The sequence below is a fragment of the Proteus mirabilis HI4320 genome (assembly GCF_000069965.1).
GTDB lineage: Bacteria > Pseudomonadota > Gammaproteobacteria > Enterobacterales > Enterobacteriaceae > Proteus > Proteus mirabilis.
Window position 1 is genome coordinate 3,129,879 of sequence record NC_010554.1, and the last position, 17,359, is coordinate 3,147,237.

The 17,359-nt window shown below is 40.0% G+C and carries 16 protein-coding genes; 10 read left to right on the forward strand and 6 right to left on the reverse strand.

What is annotated here, in order from left to right:
* Positions 1–59: 59 nt before the first annotated feature.
* On the reverse strand, positions 60–1,313 hold the full coding sequence (locus tag PMI_RS14095; protein ID WP_012368523.1) for a valine--pyruvate transaminase: 1,254 nt from the start codon (positions 1,311–1,313) through the stop codon (positions 60–62).
* Positions 1,314–1,485: 172 nt separating this feature from the next.
* Positions 1,486–2,067, reverse strand: coding sequence for a DNA-3-methyladenine glycosylase I (locus PMI_RS14100; protein WP_012368524.1), 582 nt, complete (start codon positions 2,065–2,067; stop codon positions 1,486–1,488).
* Positions 2,068–2,317: 250 nt separating this feature from the next.
* Here PMI_RS14100 and glyQ point away from each other — a divergent pair, with 250 nt between their 5' ends.
* The 4 genes from glyQ (at position 2,318) to PMI_RS14120 (ending at position 6,166) form a co-directional block, all read left to right on the forward strand.
* On the forward strand, positions 2,318–3,223 hold the full coding sequence (glyQ, locus tag PMI_RS14105; RefSeq protein ID WP_004246832.1) for a glycine--tRNA ligase subunit alpha: 906 nt from the start codon (positions 2,318–2,320) through the stop codon (positions 3,221–3,223).
* Positions 3,224–3,232: 9 nt separating this feature from the next.
* Positions 3,233–5,305: a glycine--tRNA ligase subunit beta gene (glyS, locus tag PMI_RS14110; RefSeq protein ID WP_012368525.1), complete on the forward strand. Its 2,073-nt coding sequence runs from the start codon at positions 3,233–3,235 to the stop codon at positions 5,303–5,305.
* Between the two features lie 161 nt (positions 5,306–5,466).
* Complete coding sequence (locus PMI_RS14115) at positions 5,467–5,853, forward strand: type II toxin-antitoxin system RelE/ParE family toxin (RefSeq protein WP_004249093.1); 387 nt, start codon at positions 5,467–5,469, stop codon at positions 5,851–5,853.
* The gene (locus PMI_RS14120; protein ID WP_004246828.1) at positions 5,846–6,166 is read left to right on the forward strand and encodes a helix-turn-helix domain-containing protein; all 321 of its coding nucleotides are present in this window, start codon (positions 5,846–5,848) and stop codon (positions 6,164–6,166) included. Before PMI_RS14115 ends, PMI_RS14120 begins: the two co-directional genes overlap by 8 nt.
* Positions 6,167–6,214: 48 nt before the next feature.
* Here PMI_RS14120 and PMI_RS14125 read toward each other — a convergent pair whose 3' ends face one another.
* The 3 genes from PMI_RS14125 to PMI_RS14135 all read right to left on the reverse strand — a co-directional run bounded on the left by PMI_RS14125 (position 6,215) and on the right by PMI_RS14135 (position 9,029).
* Complete coding sequence (locus PMI_RS14125) at positions 6,215–6,649, reverse strand: hypothetical protein (RefSeq protein ID WP_004246827.1); 435 nt, start codon at positions 6,647–6,649, stop codon at positions 6,215–6,217.
* Positions 6,642–7,526 carry an endonuclease/exonuclease/phosphatase family protein gene (locus tag PMI_RS14130; protein ID WP_012368526.1) on the reverse strand — a complete coding sequence of 295 codons (885 nt, stop codon included), beginning with the start codon at positions 7,524–7,526 and terminating at the stop codon, positions 6,642–6,644. Before PMI_RS14130 ends, PMI_RS14125 begins: the two co-directional genes overlap by 8 nt.
* 216 nt (positions 7,527–7,742) lie before the next feature.
* Positions 7,743–9,029, reverse strand: a complete 1,287-nt coding sequence (locus PMI_RS14135; protein WP_012368527.1) for a YidR family protein — start codon at positions 9,027–9,029, stop codon at positions 7,743–7,745.
* A gap of 136 nt (positions 9,030–9,165) precedes the next feature.
* Between PMI_RS14135 and PMI_RS14140 the strand changes: the two genes are divergently transcribed.
* The 6 genes from PMI_RS14140 to recG all read left to right on the forward strand — a co-directional run bounded on the left by PMI_RS14140 (position 9,166) and on the right by recG (position 16,010).
* Positions 9,166–9,783 carry a trimeric intracellular cation channel family protein gene (locus tag PMI_RS14140; RefSeq protein WP_004246822.1) on the forward strand — a complete coding sequence of 206 codons (618 nt, stop codon included), beginning with the start codon at positions 9,166–9,168 and terminating at the stop codon, positions 9,781–9,783.
* 300 nt (positions 9,784–10,083) lie between these two features.
* Positions 10,084–10,707 carry a guanylate kinase gene (gene gmk / locus PMI_RS14145; RefSeq protein WP_004246821.1) on the forward strand — a complete coding sequence of 208 codons (624 nt, stop codon included), beginning with the start codon at positions 10,084–10,086 and terminating at the stop codon, positions 10,705–10,707.
* Between the two features lie 54 nt (positions 10,708–10,761).
* Positions 10,762–11,037: a DNA-directed RNA polymerase subunit omega gene (gene rpoZ / locus PMI_RS14150; protein WP_004246820.1), complete on the forward strand. Its 276-nt coding sequence runs from the start codon at positions 10,762–10,764 to the stop codon at positions 11,035–11,037.
* 29 nt (positions 11,038–11,066) lie between these two features.
* Positions 11,067–13,193, forward strand: coding sequence for a bifunctional GTP diphosphokinase/guanosine-3',5'-bis pyrophosphate 3'-pyrophosphohydrolase (spoT, locus tag PMI_RS14155; RefSeq protein ID WP_004246819.1), 2,127 nt, complete (start codon positions 11,067–11,069; stop codon positions 13,191–13,193).
* 2 nt (positions 13,194–13,195) lie between these two features.
* Positions 13,196–13,915, forward strand: a complete 720-nt coding sequence (gene trmH, locus PMI_RS14160; protein ID WP_004246818.1) for a tRNA (guanosine(18)-2'-O)-methyltransferase TrmH — start codon at positions 13,196–13,198, stop codon at positions 13,913–13,915.
* A gap of 7 nt (positions 13,916–13,922) precedes the next feature.
* Complete coding sequence (gene recG, locus PMI_RS14165) at positions 13,923–16,010, forward strand: ATP-dependent DNA helicase RecG (protein WP_012368528.1); 2,088 nt, start codon at positions 13,923–13,925, stop codon at positions 16,008–16,010.
* Between the two features lie 108 nt (positions 16,011–16,118).
* Here the strand turns inward: recG and gltS are convergent, their stop codons facing one another.
* Positions 16,119–17,333, reverse strand: coding sequence for a sodium/glutamate symporter (gltS, locus tag PMI_RS14170; protein WP_004246816.1), 1,215 nt, complete (start codon positions 17,331–17,333; stop codon positions 16,119–16,121).
* Positions 17,334–17,359 lie beyond the last annotated feature (26 nt).

Here is a 17,359-nt window from a genome sequence, read left to right on the forward strand (position 1 = left end):
AAGTCCTCGTTATTGTCTTTGCCCCTTCTTCTCGCTGAAGGGGCATTTTTATTACTTATTTATTCTGGCGATAAGCATCGTTCTATCTCTTCCGATAGGATCTTTATTCCTTTTTCAATTAATGCAGGCTCTGGTACATAATTCATTCGCATACATTGATGTGCATGTTGCCACGACTCTTCTAAGCCTGGAAAGAAATAGTGACCAGGAACCATCAATACACCACGTTTTTTTAAACGCCGATAGAGTTCTTCACTTGAGATTGGTAAATCTTTAAACCAAAGCCACAAGAAAATAGCCCCTTCCGGTTTATGGATAAGGCAACGCTCTTTAGGTAGATAGCGACGAATAATATCAATAGTTTCAAGTACTCGTTGATGATAAAAAGATCTAATTATCTCTTGGGATAATCGCATTAAATCATCACGTTTGAGCATTTCTAATGCCATCGCAGGGCCAATACCTCCAGGGGCAAGACTAATAATGCCATTCACATTCGTGATTGCAGTAATAAGCTCTTCATTAGCGATAATAATGCCACAACGAGCCCCCGGTAATCCTAGCTTAGAGAGGCTCATACAAAGAATGGTGTTGTCATTCCAGTGGGGAGTTGCTTGGGAAAAAATAATCCCCGGAAAGGGCACGCCGTAAGCATTATCAATAATCAGTGGGATATCATGTTTTTTCGCTAAGGCATCCAGCTTTTTTACTTCATCATCAGTGATCACATTACCTGTTGGATTTGTTGGTCTAGAAACACAAATAGCACTAATATCATCACCTATCGTTAAATGTTCAAAATCTACATGATATTTAAATTGTCCATCAGGTAGCATTTCAATAGTGGGTTTATTCGCAACAAACAAATCTTCTTCTAATCCGGCATCGGCATATCCAATATATTCCGGAGCGATGGGAAAAAGAATTTTGCGCTTTTTACCCTCAGCAGATTGGCCACCGAGTAAATTAAAAAGATAAAAGAAAGCACTTTGACTGCCGTTAGTAAGCGCAATATTTTTAGCGGAAATATTCCATCCTAATTTTTCTTTTAAACAAATAGCCAAGGCGTTGAGCATCGCATCTTTACCTTGTGGCCCATCGTAATTACATACGGCATCACTTAATGAGCCATTATTCACCATCTCTTGTAATAATTGGTGAAAATAGCTGTCCATCTCAGGAATATGGGCAGGATTTCCTCCTCCTAACATCACCGCTTCTGGTGTACGTATTCCTTCATTTAAGTCTTGCATCAAGCGAGAAATACCTGAGTGGCGAGCAAATTTTTGCCCAAATCGTGATAGTTGAGTCATCTTTGCAGGATCTTCTTTGTCGTTTTTCATTAGATAAACACCATACCGTGAGCCGGACTCAGCATCAACCGTTAACAGATGTATACTTAAATATCAACACCAACCTTAAAACCAATATTGAAATATAAATTCAGTTTTAAATCCAATTAAAGATAACTAAACTAGTATTCTTCTATTTAATACTACTTTCCAGCTGAGATTGCCGACAAAAACAACAGAGTATATGATCGTTAACCATGCCTACTGCTTGCATAAATGCATAACAGGTGGTAGTACCAACAAATTTAAACCCTTTTTTCTTTAACGCCTTAGCCATATCATCTGAAATTTCAGTAAAAGCAGGAACCTGTGAAATAGTCTGCCACTGGTTATCAATGGGTTTTCCATCAACAAATTGCCAAATAAATTCACTGAAATCTTCACCCTGAGCTTCCATCGCTAAAAAGGCACGCGCATTATTGATAATGGCGTTAATTTTGCCACGATGACGAATAATAGACGGATCTTGTAGTAGTGTTTCCACATCTTTTTCAGTCATTAGTGCTATTTTTTCAGGACGAAAATCAAAAAAGCAACGACGAAATCCCGCTCTTTTCTTTAATACGGTATACCACGACAAACCTGCCTGTTGTCCTTCAAGGCAGATCATCTCAAAAAGTTTGTATTTATCTCGCTGTGGTTTTCCCCATTCATTATCATGGTATGCGAGATATTCAGGATCTTGAGTTACCCAATCACAACGTTGTTTATTCATTTGCTACATTCCTTGTTCTTTATAGGTGTTATTCATACAATTGATATCGCTCTTTATATACTGTATAAAAACACATGTAAATAGACTAAGAAAAAATCATTCTGGCTATTTGAGCATAGTCATAACAACGATTAAGGCACTATTTTTTTGATCAAGAGAAAATTGCCCGTATTCCTTGCTGTATATCTTTCGTCTAGAAGGTATACTGAAACCTTTCTTTTTATTCTATGTATCGCCATGCGGATATAACATGCAAAAGTTTGATACCAAAACCTTTCAGGGGCTGATCCTGACATTACAGGATTATTGGGCTCGTCAGGGCTGTACCATTGTTCAACCATTAGATATGGAAGTAGGAGCAGGTACCTCACACCCAATGACCTGTTTACGAGCATTAGGTCCAGAGCCTATTGCAGCGGCTTATGTTCAACCATCACGCCGTCCAACTGACGGACGTTACGGTGAAAACCCTAACCGTCTACAGCACTATTACCAATTCCAAGTTATCATCAAGCCATCACCGGATAACATCCAAGAGCTTTATCTTGGCTCTTTAAGAGAATTAGGATTAGATCCTACTATCCATGATATTCGTTTTGTTGAAGATAACTGGGAAAACCCAACATTAGGTGCTTGGGGATTAGGCTGGGAAGTTTGGCTCAACGGCATGGAAGTGACGCAATTTACCTATTTCCAACAAGTTGGCGGATTAGAGTGTAAACCCGTCACTGGCGAAATTACTTACGGTTTAGAGCGTCTGGCAATGTACATTCAAGGCGTTGATAGCGTTTATGACTTAGTTTGGTGTGATGGCCCACTAGGTAAAACCACCTACGGCGATATTTATCACCAAAATGAAGTGGAACAATCAACTTATAACTTTGAATATGCAGATGTTGACTTCTTATTCTCTTGTTTCGAACAATATGAAAAAGAAGCTCGTGAGTTGTTAGAGTTAGAAAAACCTCTGCCTTTACCTGCTTACGAACGTATCTTAAAAGCAGGTCACACTTTTAACTTATTGGATGCACGTAAAGCGATTTCTGTTACAGAGCGTCAACGCTATATTTTACGTATCCGTACTTTAACCAAAGCCGTCGCTGAAGCTTATTATGCTTCCCGTGAGGCGCTTGGTTTCCCTATGTGTAAAAAGTAAGAGGCTATTATGACAACTGAGACTTTCCTTGTGGAAATCGGCACAGAAGAGTTACCGCCGAAAGCGCTTCGTTCTTTAGCCGAATCTTTTGCGACCCATTTTACGGCTGAACTGGATAACGCCAATATTACTCATGGTGATGTATCTTGGTTTGCCGCTCCTCGTCGTTTAGCCATCAAAGTGGCGAATATGGCGAAATCTCAAGCAGATAGGATCGTTGAAAAACGAGGCCCTGCTATAGCGCAAGCATTTGATGCTGAAGGTAAGCCAACTAAAGCCGCAGAAGGTTGGGCTAGAGGTAACGGCATCACTGTTGACCAAGCGGAACGTTTATCAACGGATAAAGGTGAATGGCTCTTTTATCGTGCTGAAGTTAAAGGCGAAGCCGTTAACCAACTACTGGCTGGTATGGTAAGCAATGCACTGGCAAAACTGCCTATCCCTAAATTAATGCGTTGGGGTGATAAAGAAACGCATTTTGTGCGTCCAGTGCATACTGTTACTTTATTATTGGGTGATACCCTCATTGACGGTGAAATCTTAGGTGTACAAAGCGCTCGTATTATTCGTGGCCACCGTTTTATGGGTGAAGCTGAATTTACTATCGATAATGCAGACCAGTACCCTGAAATCCTTTATGAACGTGGTAAGGTCATTGCCGATTACGAAAACCGTAAATCCATCATTCTTCATGATGCACGTCTTGCGGCTGAAAAACTAGGTGGTGTCGCTGATTTAAGTGACAGCCTAGTTGAAGAAGTCACTTCATTAGTTGAATGGCCTGTGGTGTTAACGGCAAAATTTGAGGAAAAATTCCTTGAAGTTCCGGCTGAAGCATTGGTTTACACCATGAAAGGCGATCAGAAATATTTTCCTGTTTACGATAAACAAGGTGCGCTATTACCTCACTTTATTTTCGTTTCTAACATTGAATCCTCTGATCCTCAACAGATAATCAGTGGTAACGAAAAAGTGGTTCGCCCTCGTTTAGCGGATGCGGAATTCTTCTTTAAAACTGACCGAAAACAGCGTTTAGAAGATAACTTACCACGCCTTGAAACTGTTCTTTTCCAAAAAAATTTAGGCTCTCTACGCGACAAAACAGACCGTATTCAAGCTCTCGCCGGTTTTATTGCTGAGAAAATGGGTGCTGATGTCAATAAAGCAACACGTGCTGGTTTATTATCAAAATGTGACTTAATGACCAATATGGTGTTTGAATTCACCGATACCCAAGGGGTTATGGGGATGCATTATGCTCGCCATGATGGTGAAGATGAAGAAGTTGCTGTCGCATTAAAAGAGCAATATCAACCACGTTTTGCAGGTGATGCACTACCATCTAATCCAGTAGCAAGTGCTGTCGCTATAGCAGAAAAAATGGATACGCTGGCAGGTATCTTTGGTATTGGTCAACATCCTAAAGGGGATAAAGATCCTTTCGCTTTACGTCGTGCTGCCCTTGGTGTGCTACGTATTATTGTTGAACAAGATTTACCATTAGATATTGAAGAATTAACCCAAGAAGCGGCTCGCTTATATGGTGACAAACTGACGAACCAAAATGTCGTCAGTGATGTCGTAGAGTTTATGCTAGGTCGTTTCCGTGCTTGGTATCAAGAGCTGGGTTATAGTATTGATACTATTCAAGCGGTATTAGCGCGCCGCCCAACACAACCTGCTGACTTTAACGCTCGTGTAAAAGCCGTTACTTACTTCCGAACCTTAGAAGAAGCAGCTGCATTAGCCGAAGCCAATAAACGTGTTTCTAATATCTTAGCAAAATCAGCAGATGTTAAGCTCAACGATAAAGTATTAGCCTCGGTGCTAAAAGCGCCTGAAGAAGTTCAGCTAGCGGCTAATCTTTCTGTGCTACAAGATAAGCTAGCCCCTCTATTTGCTGAACGTAAATACCAAGAAGCATTAGTTGAACTCGCCTCTTTACGTGATGTTGTGAATAACTTCTTTGATAAAGTGATGGTAATGGATAAAGACGAAGAAATTCGTGTCAACCGTTTAACCATGCTACATGAATTACGCGAGTTGTTCTTAAAAGTCGCTGATATTTCTGTTTTACAATAAGTTATAAAACTTAGTCATACAACAACATAAAACCGGCATTGCGAAAGCAGTGCTGGTTTTTTTACTTAAAATAAAAATAAAAAACGATTAAAAAATACCCATTTACATTCTATGATTGAGTGATAAAATTTACTATAGTAAAAACTACCACAGAGGACGTGATGGTTATTTATAAAACAAAGATGTTCAAAAATAGTTTCAAAAAAATAACGCTTACGAATGCAGAACTAATAGCTATCGCTACCGAAGTCCTTGCAGGACAATTTGAGGCAGATCTAGGTGGTGGTGTTATCAAGAAACGTGCCTGTATCCAAGGAAAAGGTAAAAGTAGCGGAATTAGAACAATTATATTTTATAAGCAAGGGAATAATTTATTCTTTGCTGATGGTTGGAAAAAATCGAGTTTAAGCTCTAAAAAAACCAAAGAGATCACAGATGATGAACTTGAGTCCTATAAAGATCTAGCAAAAGATCTCTTCAATGCAAATCAAAATAAAATAGATAAAATGATTGCACTAGGCCTTTTAACAGAGGTTAAATATGACTGATAAAATGAAAGAAATGCTAAAATTTGCACAAGAAATGGAAGATGCAGGAGTCACTGATGGCAGTACAACTAAACGTATTGCCGCCAGAATAAAAGCGAAAGAATTACAAGCTAAGTATAAACATCCTACCCCTATGACAGGTGAAGATATAAAAAGGATCCGTGAGCAAAATAATATCTCTCAATCTTCCCTTGCTTTGATATTGAATATGACTAAAGAAAGCGTTTCTAAGTGGGAAAGAAACGAAATTAAGCCCAATGGTGCAGCACTACGACTTCTGCATTTAATAGATAAAAAAATATTATTCATCTAGTTTCCTCAAAAGAATAAAAACCGACATTGCGAAAGCAGTGCCGGTTTTTTATTGGTGATTAATCAATTTATTATAAATAGTATGATGAGTAAGCTCGATGATCCTGATAGACTCATTATCAATAATATTAACAATAATATGTAATAAATTTTCAATATCTTCTGCGTGAAAAGATTCTATTTCCGTTTCTATCTCAATAGGAAAGCCATTTATTTTACTAAAGCTATAACCAAATAGTATAAAACCACCCTCTTTACTTAAATCAGCATTATTAATATAAACAAGGCGCTCACTATTTATAAAATGAATATTACTTTTATTATTATCTTCAAATGATACCTTAACTTTATTATTGGTGATCACTTCTAGCTTTTTGACCACTGCACTGATTTTATCTTCTATCTTACTTCGTAGATCAATAATAAAAGATGCTCTATTGAGTGAAGCTTTTATTTTTTCGAATATCTTATGTTCATCATTCATGGAAGATCCTACAAAATATGGGGTAATGATCAAATTTCTTAAAAAAGATATCATCAAGGCAGTGATTATCATCATTTAGGACGCGATAAAAATCAAGCTGTTCAAGATCTAATTTAAAACAATCTTCTTTTCCATATAAAAATGATGAAGAAAAAATCATTTGATCAAACACATACCAACGATTAATAGATGCGGAATTATAATAATATGTACCTAAATTATTAGTCTTCTTATCAGATAAGAGATACCAAAATGGGTTAAATAATAGTTTTCTTTTCTTTTTTATTAAATGATAATCTCTTGTCGCATACAATATATTAAGCATCGCATTAGAATAAGGCTCTGTATTATAATCCCCCATACAAATAAACTGAACATCATCTCCATTATTTTCAAAGAGTTTATTAATACTACTTCTTAATCCTGCAGCTGCCACTTCTCGAGTTGTATCATTAGCACTTAATATTGATGGCCAATGTGATAAAAAAAGGGTGATTATTTTTTGATGTTCGATTTCTTTAAATACAACAGCAACGCCTACCCTTACCATTCTATTATCAGGCTGGAGTTTAGTTAAAAACTTACTTGAAATAAACTCTAGTTTATTCATTTGATATATTAATGATATATCAATAATAATCCGGCCTATTTTTCCTGAGAGATCGATATACCCCATTTTTAATTGAGTTGCCAACTGCTTAAAAGCGTAGCTCTCGTTTTCAGAAACCTCACTCAACGCAATGATATCAAGTGTTTTTTTAATGATAAGTTCTTCAAGATATTTTTTCGCTAAGCCAACTTTTTCAGTCTTGACGTTCTGTTTTGATTTTGTCGGTGGAGATATTCCTATATTCCACCAGCATAAATTTAATTCCATTGTTATATTTTATATCCATTAAAATATATTTAATTTTTAATCTCTAATAACTATTATTAAAACAATAAGTTAACTTTAACATGACAATTAGCTTTATAAAAACCAATAAAATGAATCAAGACAAATAAATATTTTAATTTTTATTTAAATAATATGTATATTAATAATAATAGAAAAGGTAACATCAAAATCAGTTACCTTTCACAATAAAAAACGTTATAACCCACTTTCTACCGTAAATATTTGCCGATAACCATCAATATCACGCATAAAAGCAATATACTGATCATTAGGTGAAAATACGACTGCGTCACCACTTGGTGCTTGTGCTGTTTTATCAGTTAATCGCGTTAATTCACCTGTTTTAGCATTACATAACATCACGCTATTATCACAAATAAAGGTGAGATATTCTCCGCTATAGCTCCAAGTGAATGCAGATTGAATATCCCATTGCTGTGAAGTGACCTGTCTAATCGCTTTGGTGGCTGGCGAAACGGTATATAGCTGGACAACACCATTATCATCTTTCATCAGAAAAGCAATCGCATCTCCTTGCGGTGAACTTCTTAACCAATGACGAGGTTGATTTAAAACACCGGGATATTTTCTATGGTGGGTATTCGTCAAGCGGATTTGTTCAATCCCTTGTGCAGGAGCTGGCATCGTCGTCTCTGTTCCTGCCAGAGGTTTATCACCTTCTAGACTGAAAGCATGATCATCATCTGGCAAATCAACTAAGAAGATATCAGCGACCTTCTCACCACTTTCACTGACCGTATCACCAATAAAAGCAATAGCCCAACGCTGTTGTGAGCCATCAGCTTTGGTATAACCTTGTTTACCTATCCAACACTCTTCATAGGCTTTATTAATTTCATCACTGCCCTTTTGTGGATAAGCGACTGTTTGGCTTATTAGGGTACAGAAATATTCACCGTCATACTCACGGGGGTGCTTTTTCGCAACTTTAACGGCTTTGAGTGGCACTGCGATTGCAACATTACGTTGATCGAACTCGCGCCCTAACTCATGCATTATGTGATCATTATAAGTAAAGCTTAAACGTGTACCATCAGGGCTAAACACATGCACATGGGTTCCACCACGTAACGCGCCAGCTTGATAAGGCAATGTCAGGGAACAAGCATCGATATTAACTGCACCAAGATCTTCCTGCTCATTAACAATCACACCGCGACGGTGATGAAAATCATAATGCCATAAATCATCGGGATTTTCTGGGCCATGAATAAAAGCATAACGCACCGGTGCCACAGGGCTGACTGTGGCAACCCCAACATGAGCACCTTGAGTGGCGGTGTAAATTATCTGTTGCTGTTTTGTTTTCGCATGAATTTTTTCTATGGTTAATCCTGTAAAAGATCCACCATTGGGACGTACATCATAAACTAACCACTGGCTATCTGGTGTCCAAACATTTATATTGGTTAACTGATGATGACGACTATCAAATGTAATCTGTTGTTCCTGAAAAGACATAGTTATCCTTATCGGGAAATAAATTTCCACATTATAAAAACTAATTGATTTTACCTGGCACTAAAAAAACTCAGTCGAGACTTTTTCGCAAGGTGATTACTCTACCCTCACTAAACAGTCAAAAAATTAAAAAATCATGTTACTTAGTGTTCTTTATATTATTGGTATTACCGCAGAAGCCATGACAGGGGCACTTGCCGCTGGTCGCCGTAAAATGGATGTTTTTGGCGTTATCATCATTGCATCAGCCACTGCTATTGGTGGTGGTTCAGTAAGAGATATTCTTCTTGGTCACTACCCTTTAGGTTGGGTCAAACACCCTGAGTATATTGTCACAGTAGCTTGTGCAGCGGTGATCACTATTTGGGTCGCCCCCATGATGAAACACCTACGACGCTTATTTCTCATTTTAGACTCCATCGGATTGATGGTTTTTTCTATTATCGGTGCCCAAATTGCACTCGATATGGAATATGGTCCTATTATTGCTGCCATTGCAGCCGTGATCACCGGCGCTTTTGGTGGCGTTTTACGTGATATGCTGTGTAATACCATTCCCCTCGTCTTCCAAAAAGAGATCTATGCGGGTGTCGCATTTGGCGCCGCTTGGCTCTATATGGGATTACTGTTTTACACGCCACTCCCTAAAGATGTCGTGATTATTATTACGCTTGTTGCCGGACTCACGGCTCGGCTACTCGCTATCCGCTATAAGCTTGGCTTACCCGTATTTAATTATGAAAATCAAGATTAGCGAAACGGAGTAATAACAACAGCAATTATTGTAGATTCTGTGGGGTATCTCAAAGTATCATCTATTTCTCGATGATGATAAAAGGCAATTCCTATCACTGAGACGTTATTTGTATGTTAATATTGGGCTTACTCAATTTTTCTCTTATTTCAAAACAAAAAAATAGCTGAATTAAGAAAAAAATAGCCCTGTATTAAACAAGGGCACTGTATGTGCTTCGAGGTATGTGTATACTATAGGGGGATTTGCTCCCTAGACATACATTTATATTAATTCTCCAGTCAAATTCAGAAAGTCATCATGATCCAAGGAACACTTTATATTGTTTCCGCTCCAAGCGGTGCGGGTAAATCAAGTCTTATTCAGGCTTTATTAAAAACACAGCCTTTATATGACACACAGGTTTCTGTCTCTCATACTACCCGCCCAATGAGACCAGGAGAAAACCATGGTGAGCATTACTTCTTTGTCACTGAAGAAGAATTTAAAAGTATGATAGCAAGTGGAGATTTTATCGAACACGCTTGTGTGTTTGGTAACTATTACGGTACATCGGGTAAAGTTATCAAACAGATCTTAGCCAGTGGCGTTGATGTCTTTTTAGATATCGATTGGCAAGGTGCGCAGCAGGTACGTAAAAAGATGCCTGAAGCTCGCAGTATTTTTATTCTGCCACCGTCTAAAGAAGAGCTTTACCGCCGACTTCGCGGACGTGGGCAAGATAGTGAAGAAGTGATTGCTAAACGTATGTCACAAGCTGTGTCTGAGATGGAACATTTTAATGAGTATGACTATTTGCTCATCAATGATGATTTCAATACTGCGCTTGCTGATTTACAATCAATCATTCGCTCAGAAAAATTACGCCTTGATCGTCAAACACTACGACATGGTGATTTAATCAGCAAATTATTGGCAGACTGAGATAAGTTTCAGTATTATGCCCAGTCATTTCGTTAATGGTGGAGTAACACAAATATGGCACGCGTAACCGTTCAAGACGCTGTAGAGAAAATTGGTAACCGTTTTGACCTCGTTCTGGTCGCAGCACGTCGTGCGCGCCAGTTACAAGTTGGCGCTAAAGATCCTTTAGTACCAGAAGAAAATGATAAAATGACGGTTATCGCACTACGCGAAATCGAAGAAGGTTTGATTAACGGTAAAATTCTTGATGCTCGTGAACGTCAAGAGCAGCAAGAGCAAGAAGCCGCAGAATTACAAGCGGTTTCAGCGATTGCGGAAGGTCGTCGTTAATCGTCTCATAAAATAGGGGTAGGTCTGCCTTGTACCTGTTTGAAAGCCTGAATCAAATCGTTCAAAAATACTTGCCACCTGAGCAAGTTGAACAACTCAAAAAAGCCTTTATCGTCGCCAGAGATGCCCACGAGGGGCAGACTCGTTCAAGTGGTGAGCCTTATATTACTCACCCTGTGGCGGTTGCCTGTATTCTTGCCGATATGCGATTAGATCATCAAACGCTAATGGCGGCATTGTTGCATGATGTCATTGAAGATACACCTGCGACATTTAAAGATATCGAAACTCTGTTTGGCAGTACGGTGGCAGATCTGGTTGAAGGCGTCTCAAAACTGGATAAATTAAAGTTTCGAGATAAAAAAGAGGCCCAGGCTGAAAACTTTCGCAAAATGATCATGGCGATGGTAAAAGACATTCGCGTTATTTTGATCAAATTGGCAGACCGAACTCACAATATGCGCACGCTGGGTTCACTACGCCCAGATAAACGTCGCCGTATTGCACGTGAAACGCTGGAAATTTATAGTCCTCTTGCTCACCGTTTAGGTATACACCATATTAAAACTGAGCTAGAAGAATTAGGCTTTGAGGCACTACATCCTAATCGCTACCGCGTGATTAAAGAAGTTGTTAAGGCAGCTCGTGGTAACCGTAAAGAGATGATTAATAAAATCCTCTCTGAAATTGAAGGGCGCCTTACAGAAGCGAGTATTCAATGCAAAGTTAACGGTCGCGAAAAACACCTTTATTCCATTTATCGTAAAATGTTGCTAAAAGAGCAACGTTTTCACTCAATTATGGATATTTATGCCTTTCGCGTCATCGTTAAAGATGTCGATACCTGCTATCGCGTGTTAGGCCAAATGCATAGCCTTTATAAACCTCGCCCTGGCCGCGTTAAAGACTATATTGCTATCCCCAAAGCTAATGGTTATCAATCCCTTCACACTTCGCTCATTGGTCCTCATGGTGTCCCTGTTGAAGTACAAATTCGTACCGAAGATATGGATCAAATGGCTGAAATGGGCGTTGCGGCCCATTGGGCTTATAAAGAGCAAGGTGAGCAGCCGGGGACAACAGCCCAAGTCAGAGCACAACGTTGGATGCAAAGTTTACTTGAATTGCAACAAAGTGCAGGTAGCTCTTTTGAATTTATCGAAAACGTGAAATCAGACCTTTTTCCTGATGAAATTTACGTTTTCACCCCAGAAGGTCGCATTGTTGAATTACCAACGGGTGCGACTCCGGTTGATTTTGCTTACGCAGTTCATACTGATATTGGTCATGCTTGTGTCGGTGCAAGGGTTGATAGACAACCTTATCCACTCTCACAGTCTTTACGTACCGGACAGACCGTTGAAATCATTACTGCGCCGGGTGCAAGACCAAATGCGGCTTGGTTAAACTTTGTCGTCAGTTCAAGAGCCCGTTCAAAGATAAGACAGTTGCTCAAAAATCTAAAACGTGAAGACTCTATTAATTTAGGTCGTCGTCTACTTAATCACGCTTTAGGCCATCATAAAGTGGCAGATATTCCGCTAGAAAATATTGAACGAGAGTTGAAGCGCATGAAGCTTCACTCAATGGACGATATTATGGCTGAGATAGGTTTAGGTAATGCGATGAGTGTTGTTGTGGCGCGTAACTTATTGATTGACAACCAACAACAAGAAGAACACACACATCTAAGCATAACCAATGACGAAACACCTAAATTACCTATTAAAGGGGCTGATGGTGTACTTATCTCATTTGCTAAATGTTGTCGCCCTATTCCTGGTGATCCTATTGTTGCGCACATTAGCCCTGGTAAAGGCTTAGTTATTCACCACGAATCTTGTCGTAATATTCGCGGTTATCAAAAAGAGCCAGAAAAATTCATGCCAGTTGAGTGGGATAAAGATATTGATGGTGATTTTATTACCGAAATCAAAGTCGATATGATAAACCATCAAGGTGCATTAGCGAATTTAACCGCAGCAATTAATGACGCTAATTCAAGCATTCAGAGCATGAATACCGAAGAGAAAGATGGACGCGTCTATTGTGCATTTATTCGACTGACAGCCAAAGATCGCATCCAATTAGCCAATATTATGCGTAAACTTCGTATCATGCCTGATGTATTACGTGTCAGCCGTAATAAAAACTAATTATGAATCCAACACGCTATGCCCGCATCTGCCAAATGATGGCGATGCGGCAACCTGATCTCACTGTTTGCCTTGAAGAAGTGCATAAATCTCATAATGTTGCTGCTGTAATACGCACTGCGGACGCGGTGGGGATCCCTAAAATCCATGCTATCTGGCCTGAAGAAAAAATGCGTATGCTGGTTTCTCCCGCAGCGGGCAGTAATAGCTGGGTAAATGTTAACACTCATCCAACCATTGCCGACGCCATCAACACTTTTCGTGCACAGGGCATGCAAGTTCTTGCGACCCATCTCTCAGATAAAGCGGTTGATTTTCGTGAGATTGATTACACACAACCAACCTGTATTATTATGGGGCAAGAAAAAACCGGTATATCACCAGAAGCTATTGCGCTGGCGGATCAAGATATCATTGTACCGATGATGGGTATGGTGCAATCTTTGAATGTTTCTGTGGCGAGTGCATTAATTTTATATGAAGCACAACGCCAACGTCAGGCGGCGGGCATGTATAATCGAACCGAAAGTGCATTAACTGCAGAAGAGCAACAAATTTTACTCTTTGAAGGTGGCTATCCAGTACTTGCTGAAGTTTCTCGTCGTAAAGGACTGCCTCGCCCTTATATTAATGATCGTGGTGAAATTGAAGCACCGGACTCATGGTGGGCAGAAATGCAAATGACACAAAAACAACTTAGGAAATTTAAACTGACGGAGTAACTTTCCCATGAAAGGAAAACTGCTTGATGCAATCCCCTTAACCACTCTTCACGGCGTAGGTGCAAGTCAGGCAGATAAACTGGCCAAAATAGGGTTAGTCACTGTGGAAGACTTATTGCTTCATCTTCCTTTACGCTATGAAGATCAAACCCATCTGTATGCCATCAGCGATCTACTTCCTGGTATTCCAGCCACTGTTTCCGGTGAAATCTTAAGAACTGAAGTAAATTTTGGTCGTCGAAAAATGATGACCTGCCAAATTTCTGATGGTTCAGGTATTTTAACCTTACGCTTCTTTAACTTCACGGCAGCCATGAAAAATAACCTTGCTCAGGGTAAGCAAGTTATCGCTTATGGTGAAATAAAACGAGGAAGTCGAGGCCCTGAAATTATTCACCCCGAATACAAAATTAAAGTGGCTGGCTCAGAAGTTAAGTTACAAGAAACGCTTACCCCTATTTATTCAACAACAGAAGGCTTACGCCAGACATCGTTGCGTAAATTAATAGAACAAGCCTTAACCTTACTTGATACTTGTGCCATTAATGAACTGCTTCCTGATCAATTTATTTATGGTTTACCGCCACTCGCTACCGCGTTACGAACCTTACATAATCCTCCCCCTGATATTGCGTTTGCTGAACTTGAAAAGGGGCAACATCCTGCACAAAAACGGCTGATTATTGAAGAATTATTGGCGCATAACTTAGGTATGCTTAATGCTCGGGCAGGAGCACAATCTTATCGTGCAGAACCCTTATTAATGCCACATGGCTCAACATTACGTGAACAATTTCTTGCAACATTGCCCTTTACACCCACCACAGCACAACAGCGCGTCGTCAATGAAATAGAACAAGATCTAGAAAAAAATTATCCTATGATGCGCCTAATTCAAGGAGATGTTGGCTCAGGTAAAACCTTAGTTGCTGCACTAAGTGCATTAAGAGCGATAGCCAATGGTAAACAAGTGGCTTTAATGGCGCCCACTGAGTTACTAGCGGAGCAACATGCCCTCACCTTTAGAAAATGGTTTGAGCCTTTTGGTATTCAAGTGGGGTGGTTGGCTGGCAAACAAAAAGGTAAAGCGCGAGAAGCACAACAAAATGCAATAGCTAATGGCGAGGTTTCCATCATTATTGGCACTCACGCCATTTTTCAAGAGCAAGTTAAGTTTCACTCTCTCGCATTAGTCATTATCGATGAGCAACATCGCTTTGGAGTACATCAACGCCTTGCATTATGGAAAAAAGGCGAAGAGCAAGGCTTTCATCCACACCAATTGGTGATGACCGCAACCCCCATTCCTCGAACACTGGCGATGACCGCTTACGCGGATATGGATACCTCCATTATCGATGAGCTACCTCCTGGTAGAACCCCAGTAACGACAGTGGCTATCCCTGACACTCGGCGAAATGACATCATTGAACGTATCAGGGTGGCTTGTAGCGAAGAAAATCGCCAAGCCTATTGGGTTTGTACGTTAATTGAAGACTCCGAAGTCCTTGAAGCACAAGCAGCACAAGTTATTTATGATGAGCTGACGATTGCCTTACCGGAAATCAAGATTGGATTGGTTCATGGTCGAATGAAGCCGGCAGAAAAACAGGCGGTGATGGCCGACTTTAAAGAAAACAAACTACAGCTTTTGGTCGCAACGACCGTGATAGAAGTCGGGGTAGATGTACCTAATGCCAGTTTAATGATCATTGATAACCCTGAACGATTAGGTCTTGCACAATTACATCAGCTACGAGGGCGTGTTGGTCGAGGTGCTGTGGCTTCCCATTGTGTCTTATTATATAAAACGCCGTTAACTCAAACTGCTCGTTTACGTTTACAAGTGCTCAGAGACAGTAATGATGGCTTTGTTATTGCACAAAAAGATCTCGAGATAAGAGGACCAGGTGAACTATTAGGAACTAAGCAGACGGGCAATGCACAATTTAAAGTCGCAGACTTATTACGCGATCAGGCGCTTATTCCAGAAGTACAACGTATCGCTCGTTATTTACATCAACATTATCCTAAGCATTCGCAAGCGTTAATCGAACGCTGGCTACCTGCAAAGACCCAATATAGCCAAGCTTAAACGACACCGTTTAAATGGCTTAGAGCACACTTGAGGGCTTAATACTGTAATAAAAAACGGCACAGACTTACCTGTGCCGTTCTCATTCGAACTAGATGAACACTGTCATCACCCTGCTATAGGCGTAAAGAATGGTAGCATCAGATACAATTTGATCACTATCGCATTCACTATATCAATAAAGAATGCACCGACCATCGGAACAACTAAGAATGCAAGATGAGAAGGACCAAAACGATCTGTCACAGCTTGCATATTAGCGATAGCCGTTGGCGTAGCGCCTAAACCGAAACCACAGTGACCCGCTGCCAAAATTGCCGCATCATAATTTTTACCCATAACACGAAAAGTGACAAAAATTGCATACAATGCCATTACTGCCGCTTGAACACCGAGAATAACCAACATAGGTATTGCCAGTGATGCCAGCTCCCATAATTTTAAGCTCATCAGCGCCATCGCTAAAAATAACGATAAGCTAACGTTACCTAAAACAGAAACGGCTCTATCAAATACACGATAAAAACCGAGCATTGATAGACTATTACTTAAAATAACGCCAATGAACAGTACACACACAAAGGTAGGTAATGAGAAAGCCGTACCTTCTAGTAACTGAGATAAGAAAGTCCCTGCCATTAAACAGATAGAGATCATCGCAATGGTTTCCAATAACACCATTGAAGTGATCATTCTCCCCGTAGCGGGTTTCTCAAAGGCTGTAGGCATTTCATGATCATCACTGCCTGCGCCAGGGGTTGGAATGTTACGAATTAAATAACGCGCAACAGGGCCACCAATTAATCCACCTAACACTAAACCAAAGGTTGCACAAGCCATAGCCACTTCAGAGGCACTCATAAAGCCGTAGCTTTCAACGAATGTTTTCCCCCAAGCGGCACCCGTTCCATGACCACCTGATAAGGTGATAGAACCGGCTAATAATCCCATAAGAGGATCAAGGCCTAGCATTTCTGCTAATGCAATACCTACTGTGTTTTGAACTAAAAGTAATCCAACGACCACAAACACAAAAATAAATAGCGCTTTTCCTCCCGCTTTTAAGCTGGCAAGGTTCGCGTTTAAACCAATTGTTGCAAAAAAAGCGAGCATCAGTGGATCTTTTAAGGAGAGATCAAAGCTAATTTCCCAGTCCATAAATGATTTTAATGCAAGTAAAAGAGCTGCAACAAGTAACCCACCTGCAACGGGTTCTGGGATCGTATACCGTTCTAAAAAAGGAACAGATTTCACTAACTTACGTCCGAGTAAAAGAACCAAAGTGGCCGCGACTAGCGTGCCATAAACATCGAGATGATACATTTATGTACCCCGTCTTATTTGTTAAT